The sequence below is a fragment of the Thiorhodovibrio litoralis genome, from assembly GCF_033954455.1.
Classification (GTDB): domain Bacteria; phylum Pseudomonadota; class Gammaproteobacteria; order Chromatiales; family Chromatiaceae; genus Thiorhodovibrio; species Thiorhodovibrio litoralis.
The window spans coordinates 5,201,799-5,218,803 of sequence record NZ_CP121473.1; the positions used below are offsets into that span (position 1 = coordinate 5,201,799).

Annotated in this window: 13 protein-coding genes; 10 read left to right on the plus strand and 3 right to left on the minus strand. The window is 62.6% G+C overall.

Features of this window, described 5'->3' with window-relative positions:
* Nucleotides 1-25 precede the first annotated feature (25 nt).
* Complete coding sequence (locus Thiosp_RS23490; RefSeq protein WP_201067203.1) at nucleotides 26-1,033, minus strand: hypothetical protein; 1,008 nt, start codon at nucleotides 1,031-1,033, stop codon at nucleotides 26-28.
* 85 nt (nucleotides 1,034-1,118) lie between these two features.
* Here Thiosp_RS23490 and Thiosp_RS23495 point away from each other — a divergent pair, with 85 nt between their 5' ends.
* The 9 genes from Thiosp_RS23495 to Thiosp_RS23535 all read left to right on the plus strand — a co-directional run bounded on the left by Thiosp_RS23495 (nucleotide 1,119) and on the right by Thiosp_RS23535 (nucleotide 14,200).
* Nucleotides 1,119-1,346 carry a hypothetical protein gene (locus Thiosp_RS23495; RefSeq protein WP_201067202.1) on the plus strand — a complete coding sequence of 76 codons (228 nt, stop codon included), beginning with the start codon at nucleotides 1,119-1,121 and terminating at the stop codon, nucleotides 1,344-1,346.
* 637 nt (nucleotides 1,347-1,983) lie between these two features.
* Nucleotides 1,984-2,124: a hypothetical protein gene (locus Thiosp_RS23500; RefSeq protein WP_201067201.1), complete on the plus strand. Its 141-nt coding sequence runs from the start codon at nucleotides 1,984-1,986 to the stop codon at nucleotides 2,122-2,124.
* Between the two features lie 56 nt (nucleotides 2,125-2,180).
* The gene (locus Thiosp_RS23505; RefSeq protein WP_242518632.1) at nucleotides 2,181-4,064 is read left to right on the plus strand and encodes a sensor histidine kinase; all 1,884 of its coding nucleotides are present in this window, start codon (nucleotides 2,181-2,183) and stop codon (nucleotides 4,062-4,064) included.
* Nucleotides 4,061-4,681, plus strand: coding sequence for a response regulator transcription factor (locus tag Thiosp_RS23510; RefSeq protein WP_009151602.1), 621 nt, complete (start codon nucleotides 4,061-4,063; stop codon nucleotides 4,679-4,681). The genes Thiosp_RS23505 and Thiosp_RS23510 overlap by 4 nt, the downstream gene beginning before the upstream one ends.
* 202 nt (nucleotides 4,682-4,883) lie before the next feature.
* Nucleotides 4,884-6,641 (plus strand): arylsulfatase, encoded by a 1,758-nt coding sequence (locus tag Thiosp_RS23515; protein ID WP_201067200.1) that lies wholly within the window; start codon nucleotides 4,884-4,886, stop codon nucleotides 6,639-6,641.
* 153 nt (nucleotides 6,642-6,794) lie between these two features.
* Nucleotides 6,795-7,811 (plus strand): AraC family transcriptional regulator, encoded by a 1,017-nt coding sequence (locus tag Thiosp_RS23520; protein WP_201067198.1) that lies wholly within the window; start codon nucleotides 6,795-6,797, stop codon nucleotides 7,809-7,811.
* Nucleotides 7,812-7,872: 61 nt separating this feature from the next.
* Entirely contained in the window at nucleotides 7,873-9,735 is a 1,863-nt protein-coding gene (locus Thiosp_RS23525) for a sensor histidine kinase (protein WP_242518626.1), read from the plus strand.
* 304 nt (nucleotides 9,736-10,039) lie between these two features.
* Nucleotides 10,040-12,478 carry a tetratricopeptide repeat protein gene (locus Thiosp_RS23530; RefSeq protein WP_201067194.1) on the plus strand — a complete coding sequence of 813 codons (2,439 nt, stop codon included), beginning with the start codon at nucleotides 10,040-10,042 and terminating at the stop codon, nucleotides 12,476-12,478.
* A gap of 87 nt (nucleotides 12,479-12,565) precedes the next feature.
* Entirely contained in the window at nucleotides 12,566-14,200 is a 1,635-nt protein-coding gene (locus Thiosp_RS23535; RefSeq protein WP_201067192.1) for an arylsulfatase, read from the plus strand.
* Between the two features lie 164 nt (nucleotides 14,201-14,364).
* Here the strand turns inward: Thiosp_RS23535 and Thiosp_RS23540 are convergent, their stop codons facing one another.
* Complete coding sequence (locus tag Thiosp_RS23540; protein WP_201067190.1) at nucleotides 14,365-14,994, minus strand: copper-binding protein; 630 nt, start codon at nucleotides 14,992-14,994, stop codon at nucleotides 14,365-14,367.
* Between the two features lie 528 nt (nucleotides 14,995-15,522).
* Nucleotides 15,523-15,765 carry a hypothetical protein gene (locus Thiosp_RS23545; RefSeq protein WP_201067188.1) on the minus strand — a complete coding sequence of 81 codons (243 nt, stop codon included), beginning with the start codon at nucleotides 15,763-15,765 and terminating at the stop codon, nucleotides 15,523-15,525.
* A 640-nt stretch (nucleotides 15,766-16,405) separates the two neighbouring features.
* On the opposite strand from Thiosp_RS23545, the gene Thiosp_RS23550 reads away from it, so the two are divergent.
* Nucleotides 16,406-16,975 carry a hypothetical protein gene (locus tag Thiosp_RS23550; RefSeq protein ID WP_323696458.1) on the plus strand — a complete coding sequence of 190 codons (570 nt, stop codon included), beginning with the start codon at nucleotides 16,406-16,408 and terminating at the stop codon, nucleotides 16,973-16,975.
* The last annotated feature ends 30 nt before the right edge of the window (nucleotides 16,976-17,005 follow it).

Sequence of the window (17,005 nt, forward strand, 5' to 3'; positions counted from 1 at the left end):
AAACAGCGGCGACATTGGCCGAAGGTCACTGAAAATACCGCTGGGCAGCGGTGACCAGATCCTCGCGCACCGGGAGATCGCTGGGCGTGATGCTCAGCGCGAGAAGCACGACCTGCCGCTTAAGCACGTTGCGAAGCTCCATGAACTCGATGGGGCGAGCCGACGGCTCCTGTTCCTCGCGTTGAATGTTCATCGGATCGAGCCAGAGTGTGACGGGCTCGGTCCACAGCTGACTCGGCGCCTCGCCGAGCACCTCGGTGAGGAACTCGAGATGGCGATGCAGAACATCCTGATCCGCCCCTAAGGTGTTCAATCGCGCGGAGAGCTTGTCCAGCTCGGTCTGCAGTGCGGCGGGATCCGGATGTTCGGCCTCTGCCGGGGCGAAACTCCAGCCGCCTTGCTCCAGCGCGCTCAGCTTGCGCCGAAGGATGTCTTGTTGACCCTTGAGCTCCGCGCGTTCCACGCGCATCTCGGCGATTTGGGTCAGCGCCAGGGTAAGCAGGTGATCAAAGGCGCGGCGCTTCCATTGGCGGCGGCTTTCAGCCTCATCCGCAGTAGGGTCAACCAAGCGGTGGGCGGTGAAGCTCACCGTGACCTGAGGCACATCGCGACGCACCTGCTCGCCGACAAGGTCCATGCCGAGGATATTGCGCTCGACCCGTTCGGCCAGCAAGAGCGCGGTGACTTGCTCTGCGCCACGTCCCCCGGGGCTTTCCAGAAAAGCGCTCAGAGCGGCATCACGACTCAAGATCGTCAGCATCTCACGGGACGATGAGAAAACTGCGTTCAGCCGCGGGTCGGCGGCATGGTGGCTGGCGCCTGCCACCACGGGTGCAGGTATCGCATCCACCAGCGCAACCACGTGATCAATGGCCTGAATCACCGGCTGGCGCAGTTGCTTGCGGTACCCTGAAAGCAAGCGCAAGCGCGGATCAGTGCCGTCGATCGCGCGCTCGGTTGCTTGTTCGATGAGCGATTCAGGATAGTGTCCGCGCGCGTCACCGCGACTGAAGATCGAGTGGAAAAGCCTCAAGGACCACCTCCTAGCCATCTTAGGATGATCTGCGGATGATGCGCTCGTTCCTGCAAAAAGTCCAAAGCCGGCACGCGGCACCGCGTTGACCTTAAAGGCGGTGCGCGAGTTGGCGACCGAGGCCATCGCCGCTGGCAAAGAGCCGGCGACACTCTACAACATCGACAACCTGGTGCTCTTGTCGCCACCATCATCCTTGAGCAACTGCGCCGATCCGCTCCAGGCTCTCCAGGATACCGGTGCCAAGCTGATCATCACCAACTGCCAGCCATTCAAGGCTGATTCAGACAGGCGGCCCGCGCGAGCAGTCTGAATTGCATTCGCTGTTGACGGCATCTACAGTTTCGAACTTCTTGCATCCATAGTAATCCAGCTGGTCCTTGGATATGGGAAATCGACCACAATTGAAAAACTTCCAAAATACAGACTTATAGGATAGGCATAGATTTGTTGTTTTATCACGAAAACAACAGTCGCTGGTCAGAGTACAGCATGCTGAACAACTCCCACAGTTATCTTTCGACGTATTCCAATTTGGGGATACGCGGAAGACGGACTTGTCAGGACTATCCATCGGTGGGGCGGAGAGGGGTAGATGCGAGATCAGCAGCGCGCTATCTCCAGCCCAAATGGCTTTTAAGTATGAAAAGGTGTTCACATAAAACTTGTGATAAAAGCTCCAATACTTCCAAAACCGAAGGTCGTTAAAAAAGAAATAGGATGTAAAGGGTGCTATCACATATAAAAACGCGCCAAACGTAACAAAATTTACCAGCACAATTACGTATGCAAGCAGTCGAAACAATGACCACTTTAGCTTTTTCAAGAACATCTTGCCAACACACCTCTTAACACGTCACGTGCCAATTAAAATGAGGCACCTGTTTGCAAAAATCACTCTAGCACAGTTCCGACACTCAGGACTGTGGCTTCGAGGCCTGGCACTGGCCATGAGTTTCACGGTCACGACCTTTGTCGCAACGGCGCTCGTCCAAGGCTCGCAGCAACATGCGCGCGGCGATTTCGACAGCGAGCTGTCGACCCATGGCGTTGCGGCGAGCGGCTATCCAGGCGGGACTTTTTCCCGTTAAAATACCTGGCATTGGCAAGCCTCAGCGTCCTATATTTCTCGCGAGATCGCTCCTCAATGATGTATCGAGAAAACTACGGGTCGATTTTAAGACTCTGGGTCGCCTGCTGGCTCTTGTTCGCACCGGCCGCAGCACCGGCTGCCCCGGCCGAAGAGAACCCTCGCGTCCTCGTCCTCTATTCCAACCATCGCTTGCTGCCGGCGAATATCGAATTCGAAGCTGGTCTGCGTGAGACGCTCGATAATTCGACGGAGGTGAATGCCGAGTTTCTCGACTATCCTCGTTTTGATAGCCAGTCCTACCTGGACGCTATGACCACTTTCCTGGCCGAGAAGTACGCGTTGCGACCGCCGACCTTGCTGGTCGCCGGGGGCAAGGGGGCGCTTGATTTTTTGCTCAGCCATCGCGCCGAACTGTTTCCGCAGGTTCCGGTTATCCACGCGGCCGTGCCCCGGTCGTTCCTGCAATCGCGCCCACCATTGCCGGCCGACATTGTTGGCGTTCCCATCGAATTCGATTTTCCGGGCACCATTGCGCTGGCGCTGCGCTTGCACCCGCGCGCCCGGCGGCTAGTGGTGGTGACGGGTACCTCCGTGCAGGATCGCGCCTGGGAGGCGGAATTGCGCGGTGACCTGTCGCGCCTCCCGGACCGGGTCAGCGCTGAGTTTCTCGCTGGTCTGCCGACCGACGAGGTGCTGCAACGCCTGAGTGAGTTGGGTAGCGACACCCTGGTGGTGACGCCCGGCTACTTCGAGGACGGCGTCGGTCATCTGTTTTCCCCGCGCGAAGCCGTCGGGCTCATGGCCACGGCCTCCGCTGCGCCGGTGTACGGCCCCTTCGATACCTTTATCGGCACCGGCATCGTCGGCGGCTCCATGCCAAATTTCGGGGCCATGGGGCGCCAGGCGGGACGTCTCGTGAATGATCAGCTGGCCGGCGACACATCTGCCACGCCGCGCTTGCCGGAGCTGATGCCCAGGGCCATCAACCTCGACTGGCGACAGATCCGGCGGTGGGACATCGATCCGCGCGCTATTCCAGACGATGCCATCGTGCAGTTCAAGCCCCCGACCCTGCTGCAGGAACATGCCACCGCAGCGGTTGTTGCCATTATTGTCTTGCTGCTGCAAGCGGGGCTGATCGCTCGACTCCTGTTTGAACGTCGTCACCGCCGGCGGATGGAACTGGCCGTGCAGAAACAGCGCTTCGAACTCGCCCATGCCTCGCGCCTCGCGGTCGCTGGGGAGTTGACGGGCGCGATCGCCCATGAGATTAACCAGCCCCTCGGCGCGATTCTGAGCAACGCCGATGCCGCCGAGCTTCTGCTCGCGTCCGGTACTGATCGGCGGGACGAACTCCGCGCAATTGTGGCCGACATTCGAAAGGACAATGTGCGTGCCAGCGAGGTCATCCGCCGGCTGCGGGCGCTGCTTGCCAAGCAGCCGGCTGACTGGCACCCCTTCGATCTCAACGAGGCGGTTCGGGAGCTGGAGCCCGTGCTAGGCGCCGAAGCGCGCCGTCGCGGGGTGGCGCTCGACCTGCGACTGGCGGCGACCGCCACCATCCTCGGTGATCGCATCCAGATTCAGCAGGTGCTCATCAATCTGGTGCTCAACGCCATGGATGCGGCGAAAGGTCTACCGGAGGCGCGACGCGTGGTCACCGTGTCTGTCGAGCGCGACGCGGATCGCCTGCTACTGGTAGTCCGTGATCGCGGGCCGGGGATCGCGCCCGAGCATCTGCCGAGGCTGTTCGAGTCGTTCTTTAGCACCAAGCCCCGCGGCATGGGGCTGGGGCTGTCCATCACCCGCACCCTGGTTGAGGCCCACGGCGGGCGCGTCTGGGCCGAATCCGGTGCCGGTTCCGGATCGGACGCCGGTGCGGTGTTCCGGGTAGAATGGCCAGCCGCCGACGAAGTGGCCACAGCGGAGCCGGCATGACCACCCCTGCACCCATCATCCACGTCGTCGATGACGACGACTCACTGCGCACGGCGCTGCTGCGGTTGCTCGATGCGGCCGGCTATCACGCGCGCGGCTATGCCTCGGTTGGCGATTTCCTGTTGCAGGCGCCGTCGGATAGTCCCGGCTGCGTACTGCTCGATGTGCGACTGCCGGGGCCCTCGGGTCTCGACCTACAAGCCGCTCTGCTGAGCCAGGGGAATGCGCTGCCGGTGGTTTTTCTTACCGGCTACGCCGACGTGGTTTCCAGCGTGCAGGCGATGAAGGCCGGGGCGGTGGATTTTCTGACCAAGCCGGTCGAACGCGAGGCGCTGTTCGAGGCAATCCAGCGGGCGCTCGCCCGCGACGCGGCCCAGCGCGAGGCGCGTGCGGACGCGGAGCAATTGCGCGCGGCCTTTGCTGCGCTGACGCCCCGCGAGCACGCGGTTTTCGACCGTGTCGTTGCCGGTGATCTCAACAAACAGATCGCCGAAGCGCTGGGAATCGCCGAACGCACTGTGAAGATGCAGCGTGCGCAAATGATGACAAAGCTGGGCGTGAGTTCGGCAGCCGAACTCGGCCGGTTGGCCGAGCGGCTGCAATCCTTGCCCGATTGATCCCGCTCGCGTTCGCGATCCCGCCCCGCCCACCTTTGCCCTTTCGGGCAAACCCCCTTGCCCCTTTGTCCGATAGTCGCGCTGCGGTTGCAGTGAGATGATTTAGCTCCCTCACCTCCAACCCTGACCCCAGTTCCGCCTTTTTCGCGCGGGACGCTGATACGGCTTCTTAACCAGCTTCTTAACCAGAGGAATCGTGCAGATGCAACTCAACAAACCAAGACCGCCGAAATGGTCTCCCATGGTGGGCCTTAAAGCCACCGGTTCGCTCCTGGCCCTAACGGCCTGTCTCGCCATCGGCAACGCCCAGGCCGCCGACTCCACTGACTCCGGTGACAAGCCCAACATCCTGTTCATTATGGGTGATGACATCGGCATCATGAACGTCGGCGCTTACCATCAGGGCCTCATGGTTGGGGAGACGCCCAACCTCGACCGCCTCGCGGATGAAGGGGCGCGATTCATGACCTACTATGCCGAGCAGAGCTGCACGGCCGGACGCACCGCCTTCTTCACCGGCATGCATCCGCTGCGCGCCGGCATGGTCATGCCACAGCTTCCGGGCGCTACCAGCTCGCTGTTGCCGGGCACCCCCGCGCTGGCCAAATTCCTGCTTGATCTCGGCTACAACACCGGCGAGTTCGGCAAGAACCACCTCGGCGACAAGTCGGAGTCGCTGCCCACGGCACATGGCTTCCAAGAGTTTTGGGGCTACCTGTATCACCTCGACGCCATGCAGGGGGTGAGTTTCCCCGACATCAACAAGTCACCGACCGAGCAGACCGTTGTTCCGCCCTGTAAGAACACCCCGGTCAAAGGGCTCGAAGAGGTCGCCGGTGCGGTGGACCCGAAGACCGCGCTCTGCATGACCCCGCCCCGTCCGGTGATTCATTGCACGTCCAAGGACGGCACCGAGGAGAATCAGAGTTGTAAGGACGAAGGTCCGCTGACGCTGGAACGCTCCAAGACCATCGACGAAGAGATCTCCACCCAGGTCATCGACTTCCTTGAGCGCAACGACCCCGAGAAGACCGGCAAGCCGTTCTTCGTCTGGTACAACCCGGCGCGCATGCACGTCACCACCATGCTCTCGGATGAGTACATGGACATGCTCGGCGAGAAGGGCGGCAAGGACTGGGGGATCAACGAGGCCGGCATGAAGCAGATGGACGACAACATCGGCTACGTGCTGGAAAAGCTCGAAGACATGGGCGAGCTCGACAACACCATCGTCGTCTTCACCACCGACAACGGCGCCGAGGCCATCACCTACCCGGACGGCGGTATCACGCCCTTCAGAGGCGGCAAGCTGACCACCTGGGAAGGCGGTATGCGGGCGCCAATGCTGGTGCGCTGGCCGGGGCACGTCGAGGCCGGCTCGAACCCGGACCAGATTTTCTCGTCGCTGGACTGGGTGCCCACCTTGGTCAATATCGCTGGTGGGCCTTCGGGTGATGAGCTGAAGAAGCAGATCGAGGCCGGCGAGTACCCCGGCATCGTCAAGACCACGCTGGACGGCTTCGACCAGCGCGATTACCTGGAAGGCAAGTCGGATTCGGCACGCGACCACTTCTTCTACTACACAGGTAAAGATCCTTCGGCGGTGCGCTACAAGAACTGGAAGTTCTACTACACGATGATTTCCTCCAATGCGACGGAAGCCTTCAACCCCCCACTCACCTACCACTGGACCTATGTCAGCAACCTCAAGCGTGATCCTTTCGAGCGCTCGGTCGCGACCGTTGATGGGACCCTCTTAGGCTACGGTGGCGCCTTGGCGGCTCCAAGCACGGCGTACATCTATGACTGGAACCTGCTGCCCATCGGACAGCTGATGTGGCTGAAGGAACTCGAGACCTATCGGGACTTCCCCTCGCTGCAAGTGCCGGCCAGCTACAACCTGGATCAGGTGATCGAGGCGATGCAGTCTGCGAAACACATCAGCCACGCGGGTGAGTAGCAGAGCACCCTAGAGGTTGCTTTGTATTGAAGTGACAAAGCCGGCGGCCTGAACAGTCGCCGGCTTTATTTCAATCGCCAAGTCTTCCATAGAAAGCCTTTTTAAGTTCCTCACCACCAGATTCACCGGCCTATCCATCACGGAGACAGCGACATGCATATCCCTGTCGTAAGGGCACAGCATGTGATCGATAATATCGGAGTCCTCCGAGATGCTGGTGTCCCGATCGAGCGAGAACTCGAGCGCTCGCGGCTCCCCGCTTTTATTGAACAAACCCCCGATGCTTATGTCAGCTTGCCGCGCGCCCTCGACTGGGCTTGGCGCTCAAGTCGTGAGCTTGGCATCATGGAGGTCGGTTTCCTTGCCGGTCGCGCCGCTTCCCTCAGTAGGCTCCATCCCGCTGTGCAGCGTGCGGTCATTGGGGCGCCCACCGGACTTTCCCGCATCGAGGCCCTGTCGCACCAGGTGCATCGAGAAAACAGCGCCTTACAGATCGACATCCGCCGTGAAGGCGTTGATCGACGCGTGCTGTGCGAAGTACGGGGGTTTCAGAACAGTCCCTTTGTCGGCTTCGCCGAGTGGAAGGCGATTGTAGGCGTCATCAACATTGTGCGCAGTGCCGCCGGATCTGACTGGTGCCCGACCGAGATCACCTTCGTCTCGCGTGGGCGGCCCTCGCACGCCGCGCGAGAGGCTTACGGCAACGCCCGCATCCTGACCGGTCAGCAGCACTGCTCGATACTGGTTGCAGCGGCTGACATCGCGCAGATCTGCATCGGCCGCCGGTCAACCTCCGTTGACGTCAATGGTCCGACGAGTCCCCCGCGAACCCCATTCGGCTTGGGTGACGCCTGGGACTTCGTCACCGCCGTGCGCGCGCTCATCCGTCCCTATCTCGCGCAGGGGCATCCGCCCCTGTCGCTGGTGGCCGAAATCGTCGGCATGAGCGAGCGCAGCTTGCAGCGCCGGCTGGCAAAATGCGGCGCGACCTATTCCGACATTGTGCAAGATGCGCGTTTCGCGATCGCATCGGACCTCTTGGTTGATTCCGACCTGAACATCGCCGACATCGCTTTCGCCGCCGGCTACGAGAATGCGCCGCATTTTTCCCGGGCGTTTAAGCGGCTGACCGGCATGACGCCGCGCGATTACCGCGGCGCTCTGGTCTGACGCAGCAACGACGGACATGATGCTCTGTCGCGTTTGGCGCGGTTTTCAGCTCGCTTCCAAGATGAATCGGGCAAAGCACGGACCAATCGCCCAACTCTGGTTCGCCGGCTGGCTGCTGTTCGCGCCGGCTGCGCCGGCCGAGGAGACCCCGCACGTCCTCGTGCTCTATTCCCACCATCGCCTGCTGCCGGCGAATCTTGAATTCGAAGCCGGCCTGCGCGAGACGCTCGCCAATGCGACCGAGGTGAATGCCGAGTTTCTCGACTATCCACATTTTGACGGCGAGTCCTACCTGGGCGCCCTGATCAGCTTCCTGCACGAGAAGTACGCGTTGCGACCCCCGACCGTATTGCTCGCCGCGGCCGATGGGGCGCTGGATCTCTTGCTCCACCATCGCGCTGAGCTGTTTCCGCAGGTTCCGATCATCTACGCGGGCGTTCTGCGTTCGTTCCTGCAATCGCACCCACCATTGCCGACCGACATGGTCGGCGTTCCCATCGAATTCGATTTTCCGGGCACCATTGAACTGGCGCTGCGCTTGCATCCGCGCGCCCAACGGCTGGTGGTGGTGACGGGCAGCTCCGCGCTGGATCGTGACTGGGAGGCCGAGTTGCGCGATGACGTGTCGCGCCTCCCGGACCGGATCAGCGCCGAGTTTCTCGCTGGCCTGCCAACCGATGCGGTCTTGCAACGCTTGAGTGCGTTGGATCGCGACACCCTGGTGGTGACACCGGGCTACTTCGAGGACGGTGTCGGCCACCTGTTTTCCCCGCGTCAAGCCGTCGAGCTCATGGCGACGGCCTCCGCCGTACCGGTGTACGGACCCTTCGACACCTTTATCGGCACCGGCATCGTCGGCGGCTCCATGCCGAATTTTGTGGCCATGGGGCGACAGGCGGGACGCCTGGTGAATGATCGGCTTGCTGGCGATGCTCCGCGCTTGCCGGAGCCACTTCCCCAGGTTGTGAACCTCGACTGGCGCCAGATCCAGCGGTGGGACATCGACCCGAGTGCCATCCCAGAGGATGCCATCTTGCGCTTCAAGCCCCCGACACTGCTGGAGGAACATGCCACCGCAACGGTTGTCGCCATTGTCGTCTTGCTGCTGGAGGCGGGGCTGATTGGCGGACTCCTGTTTGAGCGTCGCCGTCGCCGCCAGATTGAACTGGCCGCGCAAAAACAGCGCTTCGAACTCGCCCATGCCTCGCGCCTCGCGGTCGCTGGGGAGTTGACGGGCGCAATCGCTCACGAAATCAACCAGCCCCTCGGCGCGATTCTGAGCAACGCCGATGCCGCCGACCTCCTGCTCGCGTCCGGTGCGGATCGGTGGGACGAACTCCGGGCGATTTTGACCGACATCCGAAAGGACAACCTGCGCGCCAGCGAGGTGATCCGCCGATTGCGGGCGCTGCTCGCCAAGCAGCCGGTTGACTGGCACCCCTTCGATCTCAACGCAGCGGTCCGCGAGCTTGAGCCCTTGCTGCGCGCCGAAGCGCGCCGCCGCGGGGTGACGCTCGACCTGCGACTAGGCGGGACCGCTTGCCTCTTGCTCGGCGATCGCATCCAGATCCAGCAGGTACTCATCAACCTGGTGCTCAACGCCATGGAGGCGACCAACGGCCTGCCCGAGGCGCGACGCCTGGTCACCCTGTCCGTCGAGCGCGAGGCGGATCGCCTGATGCTAGTGGTCCGTGATCGCGGACCGGGGATCGCCCCCGAGCATTTGCCGCAGCTGTTCGATTCGTTCTTCAGCACCAAGCCCCAGGGCATGGGGCTGGGGCTGTCCATCACTCGCACTCTGGTCGAGGCCCACGGCGGCCGCGTCTGGGCCGAATCCGATGCCGGTTCGGGGTCTGGTGCGGGCGCGGTGTTCCGGGTCGAATGGCCAGCGGCCGACGGCGCGGGCAACGCGAAGCCAGCATGACCACGCCTTCAGCCCTGATCCAGGAAAATATCGCCGATCCGCTATTGCCCTTTCGGGCAAATTCCCTTGCCCCTTTGTCCGATAGTCGCATTGCCGTTCAGGTGGGATGATCGAGGAAAATGCGACGGAAGGAACGCGGGATTTCATGGATACGAAACGCTGATCAGCGTGTGATCTGGATCCAAATTCATACCATGTGCTCGGCCCATGTTCTCGGCGTGGCGCCGGAGCAGCGGTCGGCGGCGGCCAGTCCAGAACCGGGTTAAGCTTTGCGGCCTGATTTTGAACCCTTCGAGGAGAACCCATGCCCGATTTCCCGTCCGCCGGTCGGTGTCCTGCTGCCACCCCCTTGCCGATCTTGTCTGACGCACGGAGCCTGGCCCCCGTTGTCCCGCACCTCCTCGCGGCGGCCCTCGCTCTGCTATTGCTGCCCGCTGTGCCGGCACTCGCAGCCGGCTCGGCCGACGCGGCCCACGAAGCCGCCGCCGACGGCTATATCGGCAGCGCGCGCTGCGGCACCTGCCACGCCACCGAGCTCACCGCCTGGCAGGGCTCCCACCATGACCTGGCCATGGCCGAGGCGACGCCGGAGAACATCCTCGGTGACTTCGATGACGCCAAATTCACCGCCCACGGCGTCACCACCCGCTTCTACCGTGACGGCGACGCATTCCGGGTCGACACCGACGGCCCGGACGGCAAGCCCGCGAGTTATTCCATCGCCTACACATTCGGCTGGACGCCCTTGCAGCAATACCTGATCCGCTTTCCGGGCGGGCGGCTGCAAGCGCTCGGCATTGCCTGGGATTCACGCCCGGCGGACCAGGGCGGTCAGCGCTGGTTCCACCTCTACCCGGACGAGGCGGACTACGGCCCCGATAACCCGCTGCACTGGACCAACCGCGACCAGACATGGAACTACCAGTGCGCCGAGTGCCACTCCACCGATCTGCACAAGGGCTACGATCTGAGCAAGGACGCCTACACCACCACCTGGGCCGAGATCGACGTCGCCTGCGAGGCCTGCCACGGCCCCGGCGCCGCGCACGCAAAACAGGCCGAGGCCGCAGCAGCGGGCAATGCCGAGGCCTGGGACGTCCACAAGGGCCTGGCGCCGGACCTCGCTGACCGCGACAACCCCATTTGGCCGCAAGATCCGGAGACCGGCCTGCCACACCGCGAGCCGGCCCGCAGCAGTCATGCCGAGGTCAACACCTGCGCCCGGTGCCACGCCCGCCGCGGCCAGCTACACGTTCCCTACACCCCGGACGCACCGCTGGAGGACACCCATCGGCTGGCCCTGCTGACGGAGGGCCTGTACTACGCCGACGGGCAGATCCAAGACGAGGTGTTCGTGCACGGCTCCTACATCCAGAGCCGCATGTTCCACCAGGGCGTCACCTGCAGCGACTGCCACGATCCGCACTCCTTGCAACAGCGCGCGCCCGGCAACGCTGTCTGCGCTCGCTGCCATGCGCCGGCGCGCTACGACAGCGCCGAGCACCATCATCACCCAATGACCGAAACTGAAACTGCGGGCGCCAAGGGCAGCGGTACCGCCTGCGTCGACTGCCACATGCCCGAGCGCAACTACATGGTCATAGACGCCCGCGCCGACCACAGCCTGCGCATCCCGCGCCCGGACCTCGCCGCGACCCTGGGCACGCCCGACGCCTGCACCGGCTGCCATACCGAGCTGACCCCGGCACAGGCGGCAGAGCAGGTGAAAACCTGGTACGGCACACCGAAGCGCCCGGCGCACTTCGCCACCGCGCTGCACGCCGGTCACAGCGGAGCGCCGGACGCCGCCGCAAAGCTCGCCAAGCTGGCGGCGGATTCAGAGGCACCCGCGATCGCCCGGGCGACGGCTCTGGACCTGCTTGCCCAGCAGCCTCAGCCCATCGACCCAGCCCTCTTGGAAGGCATTGCCAAGTCCAATTCCCCGCTGCTGCGCGCCGCCGTCGCCCGCGCTCTGGAGCGCCTGCCGCCGCAGAACGCGCTCAGCATCGGCCTTGAGCTGCTGGACGACCCAACCCGCGTGGTGCGCATCGATACCGCCCGCGCAATGGCCGCCTATGCTCGATTGGAGGCCAACGTCCCCGGTCGTGAATCCCCGCTGCGCAAGGCCCTCGCACCGGCGCTGGCTGAGTACCGCGAGGCCCAGCTCACCAACGCCGAGCGCCCGGAAGACTGGCTCAACCTCGGCGTGCTCGACAGCCTGCTGGGCGACTCCGATGCGGCAGAACGCGACTACCGCCAGGCGCTGGCGCTGGAAGCCGACTTCACGCCCGCCTACGCCAACCTCGCCGATCTGTACCGCGCACTCGGGCGCGACGACGACGGCCGCACGGTGCTTGAACAGGGACTCAAGCAGGACCCGGACGACGCCGATCTGCTGCACGCACTCGGCCTGTTAGAAATCCGCACCAAGCACCTGCCCGCTGCGGTGGAGCTGCTCGGCCGCGCCGCCGCGCAGGCCCCGGAGCAGCCCCGCTACGCCTATGTTCATGCTCTGGCGCAGGAGGCGAACGGCGACCCGCGTGCGGCCATCGCCACCCTCACGGCAGCCACCGACCGCCACCCCAACAACGCCGAGATCGCGCTCGCGCTGGTGAGCCTCAACGCCAAGGCCGGCTACCGCGACGCCGCGATCACCTGGGCAGAGCGCTACCTGGCCCACTTCCCGGACCCGTCCGGGCAGGTCAGCACGCTGCTGGCGCAGCTTAGGGGGACGGCCGACTAGCGTTTTTCGCGGGCGCCGCCAATTCCCTCGGCAGCTCCCGCTTTCCTTGCTCGTAAATTTGGCTCGTAACTCTAACTAGGAGAAACAATGAAAAAGACCTTGCTCAAGCTCGTTCCACTGATTGCGTTGTCGGCCTGGATGCCCGGCGCCATGGCGGCCACCGAAGCAGCCACCGAAAAGCCCAACATCCTCGTCATCTTCGGCGACGATATCGGCATGTGGAATGTCGGTGCCTATACCCACGGCATGATGGGCCAGACGCCCAACATCGACCGCATCGCCAAAGAGGGCATGCTGTTTACCGATCACTACGCGCACCCAAGCTGTACCGCCGGACGGGCCGCGTTCATCACCGGGCAATTGCCGGTGCGCACCGGTCTGACGACCATCGGCATCCCCGGCTCAAAGCTGGGCCTGCAGAAGGAAGACCCGACACTGGCCGAGGTGCTGAAGCCGCTTGGCTACGCGACCGGGCAGTTCGGCAAGAACCACTTAGGCGACCGCAACGAGTTCCTGCCGACCGTGCACGGTTTCGATGAGTTTTACGGCAACCTCTATCACCTCAACGCCGAGGAAGAGCCAGAGCAGCTCGACTACCCGGGGGTGAAGAATCCCGAGTTCACCAAGAAGTTCGGCCCGCGTGGCGTCCTGCATTGCTGGGCGACGGACACCGACGACCCCACCGAGGACCCGAAATTCGGTCCGATGGGCAAGCAGCGCTGTGAGGACACCGGTGCCCTTACGCGCGAGCGCATGAAGACCGTCGACGGCGAATTCCTGAAGGCGGCCGAGACCTTCATCGAGAGCAGCGTCAAGGAAGACAAGCCCTTCTTCGTCTGGTTCAACCCCACCCGGATGCACATCTGGACCCACGTCCCCACGGAGTACATGCAGAAGGCCGTCGACGAGGGGCGCCCCGAGGACGATGTTTACCGCGCCGGCATGATCCAGCACGACGAAGAAATTGGCCAGCTGCTGAAGAAGCTCGACGACCTGGGGGTTGCCGACAACACCATCGTGGTCTACTCGACCGATAACGGCTACGAGCTGATGTTTTGGCCGGACGGCGGCTACTCGCCCTTCCGCGGCGAGAAGGGCTCGACCTGGGAGGGCGGCGTGCGCGTGCCGATGCTAGTCCGCTGGCCCGGCCAGATTCCAGCCGGCAGCGTCTCCAACGCCATCCAGAGCCACGAAGACCTGTTCGTCACCCTGGCCTCGGCTGCGGGCGAGCCGGACCTCAAGGCTAAGCTGCTTGAGGGCGCGGAGATGGGCGACATGACCTACAAGGTCCACCTGGACGGCGTCGACAATCTCGATCTATGGACCGGCAAGACGGACAAATCCGCCCGTAAGGACTACTTCTATTACGACGAGGCGACGCTCACCGGCGTGCGCGTAGGAGATTGGAAGATGCTGTTCGGGGTCAAGGAGAACGGGCTGTGGTGGGACCCCATTGTTTATCCGTCGGCGCCCTATCTGTTCAACCTGCGCATGGACCCCATGGAACGCTTCGACCCCCTTTCCCACGAATGGGGCTATATGGGCCGCAAGTTCCTAGCGCAGAAGATGTGGACCCTGGTGCCGGCACAAGGGATCATCGCCGAGCACATGAAGAGCCTGCAGGAATGGCCGCCGCGCCAACGGGCAGACTCGCTGAGCCTGCAGAAGGCCACGGAGCGGGTGATGCAGCAGCTTGAGAATAACCCCGGCCAGGTCTGGTAAAACCAATCCCCGTCGGTCTGACTGCCGGCATGGAGTCCGGCAGTCGGCCTGGGGATTATCAAGTTCTATTGACCGGCACGACGCTCCGGCGTCGTGACGGTCTATCTGAATGGTTCAGGGCACGCGGGATCCCTGCTACCGCTTCCTAATCTTCGATGGCTGCGTTAGCGGTTCATACCCGGAGGGCCAGGATTGCGTTGCTGGGTCTGCGTGACCTCGCCAACGATTACGTTGCGGAACTGCGCAACGACGCCGTCTCCGATCTTGACGCCATCGAGCAGCGAGGTGTCTGTGACGTCGAAGGTCTGCGTCTGATTGGGTCCTTTGATGGTCACCGTGCCGGCTGCCTTATCGACGCCGACGATCTTGCCCGAAACCGACACTGTGTCGGTGATGGTACCGCCTGGCTTCCTGCCTGGGTCCCGCTGGACATCGGTGGTTATATCCATCCCGGTCGGCGTTCCTGCGTCGGCTGGCGTTAGCCCGATCAGCGCACTGCTGATCTCTGTGATCGTCACCTGGTCACCGATCTTGATCTGATCGATCCGGCTCACCTCCGGGGGAACGTTCAGGACGTGAAAAACACCTTCGTCATCTTTAAGTGTCATCAACCGGGTCTCGGTGTTCACAACCATGACCTCGCCTGCAAGTTGGCTGCCGCTGATCTCGGCAACGACGGGTTCCATTGCCTGCGAAAACGCGACACCGGGCAACGCTGCCCCAGCGCTCAGCAAAGCGGCTAAAGCAAGTTTTGGGGCAAGTTTGGGGGCACGTTTGGAAAAGTTCTTCTGCATGAGATGTCCTCTGATTTCAGTTAGTTAATCGGCACGCCATCAGGATGTGCCCTCGATCACCGCTCGCAGTGCGTCTTCCCTGTCACCCGATACTCCTTTTGCATCTTGTCTCAGCGTCAGCAGTCCTTGTTGCAGATCGACGCATCGGCCTCGCAGTCTCTGATGCAGGACGATACCGAGACATCCGCCTCATCGAAGTGCCTCACATCGCTCCGCGCGGTGGTATCTCGACAGAATTGCTTGCATGTTGCCAAGGTCGCTTCGCAAGCTGATAAACATTCCGATCCGGATTGTGCACCGGACAGACCCAGAGTCTGCAATTCACTCGGTCCGTCTTCTCCCCAGGCAAAGAGCGGAAGCAGACACAGGGCGGTCAAAGCGATACGTTTCATTGCGTGTTCCTCAAAAGTTGGAGCAGTTCGCTCTCGTCTGGTCACGACGATTGAAACCCAGACCAGCCTGTGGTCCTAGTATCCATGACCAAACAAGGCCGGGTCATCATGTTGCAATGCTCCCAATATGCGGTGATCAGGGGATATAGCCAGGCGCATTTGGTCCCAGGTTTGGCTCATCCGTGATGGCCGCGTCGTAGAGGTCCGCCTCCATGTCCACTGGGCCACCCTCGTTGCTGCTGCCATCCCCTAGGTCTTCGACCTGCGCAGCTTCGCCGCTGACGGGGCGGCCTGTGTCGGCGCTGATCCCTTCTACGACCACCTGATCACCGCAGCCAGACAGCCAGAGCACAGATAACAGTGGGGCGAGACCGATCATTCGGAGGCTCGTTCGCGTGCGGGTCGTCTTCATAAGCTAAGGCTCCTTAAAGTGATGCCGGAACAGCATGGGTTACGGACGCTTCCTTTCCCGGTGACTGTCCCTCGGACGGCCTGGCGGCCTAGGCGCAGCGCGCCCGGTGGTCGGCTCGCCAGTCGTTCCTCTCGAGGATCAGGAAATTTCAGAAGCGCGGGCAGGATTTTGCCCCATCAAGCGAGGTCGCGACCTACCATTTCGCGCCAATTGGCGCGCAATGGTCAGACTGAGACGCCGAAACCGAGCAAACTTATCGATTGACCTAGGGCGACGGCTCGCCGGCAGAGGGAGCGAAGCCGCCTGGCTTCTGTCACCAGGCCCTTTACGGGGTAGAGTCTCACGGCCCAGCCGGCGGAAAGCCTGCATCTATTTTCCGGGGCAGCACTGTCGCACTGGCTATCCCTGCCCGCCCTGAAGGATGGGGGTTTCTCGCGGAGGAACTGATGAATGAATCGCGCTGAGCCTGAGCAGACTATTTGCGGGAATCGGCCGCGATTCTGAGCAAATTCAGTGAGGGAAAACAAAAAACCCCCTCAAACAACTTGACGCAAGTTGTCCGAGAGGGCTGTCTCCGAATTTCGCCAAAAACCAGGAGACAGTCCCAGTGTGTCACGCCTTTCTTGCCGACACGAACTTTTACCAACTGCTCACCCGGATCGACGAGTCGATTGCCGAGGAAGTCCGCGCGGGCGGCTGTGACTGCGGTGGTGCGTTGCACAGCGCCCGTTATCCGCGTAAGCCCCGAGGTGTTGTGCGTGGCGTCTTGGATGAGAGCTACCAGAGCCGTCTGAGTTTCTGCTGTGCCGCGGACGGGTGCCGGCGGCGCAGCACCCCGCCTTCCGTTCGGTTTCTGGGCCGCAAGGTCTATCTCGGGGTCATCGTCGTGCTGATTTCGGCCCTGCATGACGGACTGAGCGCATCGCGTCGCCGGCGCTTGATCAAGACGCTTGGTGTCACCGTCCAAACCCTGCGGCGGTGGCAGCACTGGTGGCGTGAGCAGTTTGTGCAAACCCGCTGCTTTCGATCCTTGGCTGGTCTGTTGATGCCGCCGATCGCCACCGAGCACCTGCCAGGATCCCTGCTGGAAAAATTGAGCGCAAAAGCGTTGTCCGAGCGCGTCGTGCAACTGCTGATATTGATCGCCCCGAGCACGACAGCGACAGGCTTGCTGTAGGGCAACGCCAACCCGCAGAAGACCTCATCG